At 62.1% G+C, this 5,076-nt stretch carries 5 protein-coding genes; 2 read left to right on the forward strand and 3 right to left on the reverse strand.

Annotated features, from left to right (window positions below):
* Positions 1 to 334 (reverse strand): porin (locus JHD07_RS30375; protein ID WP_291628826.1); only part of this gene is annotated, 334 nt, incomplete at its 3' end.
* Positions 335 to 860: 526 nt separating this feature from the next.
* Between JHD07_RS30375 and JHD07_RS30380 the strand changes: the two genes are divergently transcribed.
* On the forward strand, positions 861 to 1,340 hold the full coding sequence (locus tag JHD07_RS30380) for a MarR family transcriptional regulator (RefSeq protein ID WP_366865483.1): 480 nt from the start codon (positions 861 to 863) through the stop codon (positions 1,338 to 1,340).
* Between the two features lie 189 nt (positions 1,341 to 1,529).
* Here the strand turns inward: JHD07_RS30380 and JHD07_RS30385 are convergent, their stop codons facing one another.
* Positions 1,530 to 2,693: an alpha/beta hydrolase gene (locus JHD07_RS30385; RefSeq protein WP_366865480.1), complete on the reverse strand. Its 1,164-nt coding sequence runs from the start codon at positions 2,691 to 2,693 to the stop codon at positions 1,530 to 1,532.
* A 542-nt stretch (positions 2,694 to 3,235) separates the two neighbouring features.
* Here JHD07_RS30385 and JHD07_RS30390 point away from each other — a divergent pair.
* Entirely contained in the window at positions 3,236 to 4,300 is a 1,065-nt protein-coding gene (locus tag JHD07_RS30390) for a 2-dehydropantoate 2-reductase N-terminal domain-containing protein (RefSeq protein ID WP_291628829.1), read from the forward strand.
* A gap of 27 nt (positions 4,301 to 4,327) precedes the next feature.
* On the opposite strand, the gene JHD07_RS30395 is transcribed toward JHD07_RS30390, so the two are convergent.
* A complete protein-coding gene (locus tag JHD07_RS30395; protein ID WP_291628830.1) occupies positions 4,328 to 4,912 on the reverse strand; it encodes a LysE family transporter in 585 nt (194 codons plus the stop codon).
* Between the last annotated feature and the right edge of the window lie 164 nt (positions 4,913 to 5,076).

Here is a 5,076-nt window from a genome sequence, read left to right on the forward strand (position 1 = left end):
CGCCGTACTCGGTCGCGGTGCGCGTGTCGATGTTGAGATCCTGACGAGCGCGCATGTTGTAGTAGTTGCTCAGGCGGTTGTGCGCGCCGGCGGGAGCACCGTTCGAGATGCCGTAGTTGCTGTTGGTGTTGAGCGCGACTTCAGCGCGCAGATAACCACCCAGCTTGATGCAGGTGTCGGTGCCCGGGATGTAGTAGAAGCCGGCGCCGTACAGCGAGCAGATCTTCACGTATTCGACCGCCTTGGCCTTCACGGGAAGATCGGCTGCAAACGCACCGGAGACGGCCATCAGGCCGGCTGCCGAGCCGAGAAAGAGCGACTTCGTCAAGTTCATTAGTAAACCTCCACGTCGGTTCAGGGGGCTCGGCTCCTCGGCGGAGGCCGCTCTACCCTCTTTAATTTCCGTTCAATTCAGGTCCGCACTGAAGGTCCGGACCGAAACGACAGTGAGGTGCCCCCCCTCCGTCGTGACTCACGTATAGTTTATAAAATCCATTGCCTCAATTTATTGATCTCGTGAGTTGAAACTTCGCGCGAGCATGTTGCTGCGGAGCAACATCCGATCTTTAGGCACGTATTCAACATACTGTAATAAAAGAAAAAACCCTCAGGGGGCATCCCGAGGGCTTTCTTGGAGGTCTCACATTGCTGCCGATCGCAAGGGTCAAGAGCAGCAAATTTTGAGTGCGGGAGACGTAATCCAATTAGTTGTTTTTTGCAAGCATCGAATCCCGCTTGTTGGTGGGACGCGGCGTCAACGGCCCATCATTGCGCGAAGTCCGAGACGGCTCTCCAATATCCGGCTAGAACACTGCTCCAAGAGCAATAAGAAAAACGGTCAGTGCAAATTGGGGGACCCGATGATCGAGAGGAAACTCGACAGGGCGATCACAGACTTCATCTGGAACGTCGTCGAAATTCACTCGCAGCTGGAGAACATTCACACCAGCTGGGCGGGATTGCTGGGCATTACCCAGCCGCAATGGCTGATCCTGATGGCGATCACCGAACTGGACGATGGACACGGCGTCGCCGGGATCGACATCGCCAACAAGCTGCGGGTCCACCCGGCTTTCGTGACCAACCAGACCAAGTCCCTCGAAAAAGGCGGTTTTCTGTCACGACGACCGTCGGCGAACGACGCCCGCTTCGTCCTGATGTCGCTCACGGAAAAGGCGACGGCCGAGATCGAGAAATTATCGAAGCGAAAGCTCGCCCTGAACTCGACGATGTTCAACGATCTGAACGAAAAGACCCTGGCTGAATTGAATGCCTCGCTGGCAACGATCGCCAAGAACGCCCGGCTGGCTGCGCGATTGCTGGCGATCGACGCGTCTTGATCGGCAGATGCAGGATGCGGGGGTGGACGCCCGAGCCGGACGCTGTTGTCGTCGCGCCGCGGGGTCCTGCAAAGCCCGCCGCCCAAGCAAAAACGCGACGAGATTTGGATGAACCGTCATCGCATTTTCGGTTGTCGTTCGCGCCTGATCTTTCCGGAAAACCAATTCGGCCTTTTTCCGGATCATGCTTTAGAGCCGGGTCACCGCGTCGAGCTTACGGGCAGCTCCAAGCTTGCTGGCGAGCCACTCCACAATGAAGTCGTCAACGGCGACGAAATTCTCGACCTCGCCGAACGGATGCGGGACATTGTTGGGTACGACCACCGAGCAATCGGCTCCAATCCGCCGGTAGTCGGCCTGGAGTTCGAGAGCATCCTGCTCCCAGACCATCGAGCGGCTCCCGACGACCATGAGCAGCGGGCACGGGACTCGACGCGGCGGCAGCACAGCCTCTCTCGAGATCCCGTCGGGGACGGCCTGCCCGGTCATCCAGCGAAGTGACGCCTGGCACATGACCGGACGCACCAGCCCGCCGTCGCAGACGGCGGCCGCGATCCTGCGATCCGAAAGCGCAAGGCGGGAGGCATGAGCGGCGCCCACTCCTTCGCCATAGATACCGATCCGCCGCGGGTCGACATCAGGGCGTGCTTCCAGATAGTCCAACCAGAACTGAAGCCTGTGCTCCGGCTTGAAGGAGCGATGAACGGTCGAATTGGCCGGGTCGACGAGCAGGAGCGACATGGTCCCGCAGAGTGCGACGGGCAACAGCCTGCTGATCATCGAGCCCAGGGTAGCATCGTCGTCACCGACGCAGATCACCGCCGGCGCGGCAGAGCCGTAACGAAGCGCCGGCAGAAAGAAGCCGGCCAGAGCGCCTTGATCGAAGCAGTCGATCTTGACGCGCTCGATCGGCAGACCAGCCTCCGTCTCCAGGCCTCTCAGGCCGGTGCCGACCTCGTCTGCGAGGGCGGCACTCTCGACATCTCCCGGATTGCACAGACTTCTGACGACTTCGAGGGCCGTCAACGAGCACAGCCACGCCTCCCCGGCAATCTGAGCCGAACGCGTTTCGCGCGCAGATTCGGCCAATGTCCGGTAGTCGTCGGCGACCCTCAACCAGTCCGAAATCCACAGATGCCGGTGCTGCTCGCGCGCAAGCTCGGCGACCGACAGGCTTTGGAAGAAGTGGGAGGCTCGATCCCGCAAATGTGCCAGATCTCGTCCGGCGCCGTCGCACGAACGGTGAAGAAGATATTCAGCTTGCATGTCAGCCCCCGAACGACGCCGCCAAGGATTGCCCGGACTTGCATCCAGACTTGCCGGCATCGCGCTCTGCGCGGCGCCACGCGGCAAAGCTGCTGCGCGCGGTTAGCATTCCATACGAGCGGGCTTGGGCACAAAGTCCCGGCCGGCTCACCCCAATCGTCACGTCCCCAGCTCCGTCGCTGATACACAGTCAGGCGCCGAGTAACCTTCCGGCTCTGCGCAGCGGGCTTCGTCATTTCTTGTTGCGATCGGCCTCAAAACCACCCGTGCCGACACAAGAGACATGCCTGTGTAAGCCCCGATTGTGAAGGCACGTTATGGTGAAGGATGCAGCGCATTACCATCAAAGTGCCAAGCCGTAGGACAACGTCAAGAACGCCCGTTGTGACAGTCATTCGCGAACGACGTGTGACAACGATGGTCGCGCCCCCGGCAGGTGCAATGGCCGCAACGCGGCCCAATCAGGAAAGCGAAGTCGTCCCTGAAAGCCCTTACCCCGGGGCACTGCCATTCCCTTGTATGCATTATCCCAGTTGCCATCCTCCCGCACTTCGCTTTACATGCCGCCAAAACCCGACCGCGGATGACGGATGGGGCTGAAAATCACACAGATCTTCAAGGGATGAAGCATGGCGCGCAACATATTGATTCTCGGAGCTTCTTACGGCTCGCTGCTGGGCACCAAGCTGCTGATGGCCGGGCACAACGTGACCTTGGTCTGCCGCGCCAAGACTGCGGAGCTGATCAACCGCGACGGTACCGAGGTGCGTATCAAGCTGCGCGACGAGGCGGTGCACCGTGCGATCTTCTCGCGCGACCTGCCCGGTAAGCTCGATGCGGTGACGCCCGCCAATGTCGATCTCTCCCGCTATGATCTGGTCGGCCTTGCGATGCAGGAGCCGCAATACACCAACCACACCGTGCGCGTGCTCATGATCAAGATCGCCGCGGCGCGGCTGCCGTGCCTGTCGATCATGAACATGCCGCCATTACCCTACCTGAAGCGGATTCCGGCGCTCGCCGACATGGATCTCGAGGAGGCCTACACCAATGCGCAGGTGTGGGAGCGGTTCGAGCCGGGCCTGGTGACGCTGTGCTCGCCCGACCCTCAGGCGTTTCGTCCGCCCGAGGAGGCCGCCAACGTGCTTCACGTCGGCCTGCCCACCAACTTCAAGGCATCGGTCTTCGCCGACGAGAAGCACAACAAGCTGCTGCGCGAGCTCGAGGCCGACATAGACGCGGTGACGCTCGGCGGCCACGACGTGCCGGTAAAGCTGAAAGTGTTCGACTCGCTGTTCGTGCCCCTGGCCAAATGGTCGATGCTACTCACCGGCAACTACCGCTGCATCACGCCGAACGAGCCGCAATCGATCCGCGACGCCGTGCATGGCGATCTTGCGCGTTCGCAGACGATCTACGAGCATGTCGATGCGATCGCCCGCCGCCTCGGCGCCGATCCCCAGGACCAGGTGCCGTTCGCGAAATACGCCAAGGCCGCGGAGAGCCTGCTCAAGCCGTCGTCGGCGGCGCGCGCGGTCGCCAGCGGCGCGCCCTTCATCGAGCGCGTCGATCTCCTGGTGAAGCTGATCTCACATCAGCTCGGCGTGCCCAACACCGAGATCGACCGCACGGTCGATACCGTGGACCAGAAGCTGAACGAGAGGATCGTACAAGGCGGCTCCGGGTCGCAGTAGCGCCGCCGCGTCCAGCGACGCCGGCGCTCAGGCCGTCAGAAATGATTGCAGCCAGATCAGGCCGGTCACGGCGACCAGCGTCACCGCGCCGGTGCGCGTGACGAGGTCAGGACGCCCGAAGCGACGGGCGCCGCGGCCGAGCGTTGTCCCAAGAATGATCCACGCGGCGCCAGCGGTGACGATCTGAAGTGCGATTGCGCCGAGCCAGGGCAGCAGTTCGAGCGGCCCGGCTCCCAGAGGCAGGAGCAGGAAGGCGAAAACCAGCGCTTTCGGATTCAACAAGGTCGTCAGCAGCACCTGACCGAACGTCACCGCAGCGCCGTCGCGCAGCTCGCGCGTGTTGACGCGCCAGAGCATGACGGCGAGGCACAGGATGTAGATCGTCACGGCGACGCGGAGCACGAGCGCCGCGATCGGAATGTCGCTGATGACCGGACCAAGCGCCAGACGCAGCACCGCGATCGCCAGCAGATAGCCGCACAGCTCCGCCGCGAGCAGGTGAAGGGAGCGCCAGATGCCGGCCGCTGCACCCGATGTCGCGAGCAAGGTGTTGGTCGGCCCCGGCACCGCCAGCAGAAAGTAGGTCGCCGTGAAGAAGGTCAGAAAAGTCATACGGCCAGATAGCAGGTCCAGGCCGCGCGGATCTTGATCTGCGTCATTTCCGGCCGAGCATCGCTTCCGCTCTCGTGTGGCTCGGCGCGGCACTGTTCCCGGTGTGGCATGAACTCGACGATGCCCTTCAGGGACCCGGACGCTCAAGGGCCCTTCACATCGCG

The sequence above is a fragment of the Bradyrhizobium sp. genome (assembly GCF_016462955.1).
Taxonomy (GTDB): Bacteria; Pseudomonadota; Alphaproteobacteria; order Rhizobiales; family Xanthobacteraceae; genus Bradyrhizobium.

Bases quoted from the DNA above. Each gene is read 5' to 3' on its own strand.
- JHD07_RS30380 (WP_366865483.1), top strand. From the start codon at position 861: ATGATCGAGAGGAAACTCGACAGGGCGATCACAGACTTCATCTGGAAC.
- JHD07_RS30390 (WP_291628829.1), top strand. From the start codon at position 3,236: ATGGCGCGCAACATATTGATTCTCGGAGCTTCTTACGGCTCGCTGCTG.
- JHD07_RS30395 (WP_291628830.1), bottom strand. From the start codon at position 4,912: ATGACTTTTCTGACCTTCTTCACGGCGACCTACTTTCTGCTGGCGGTG.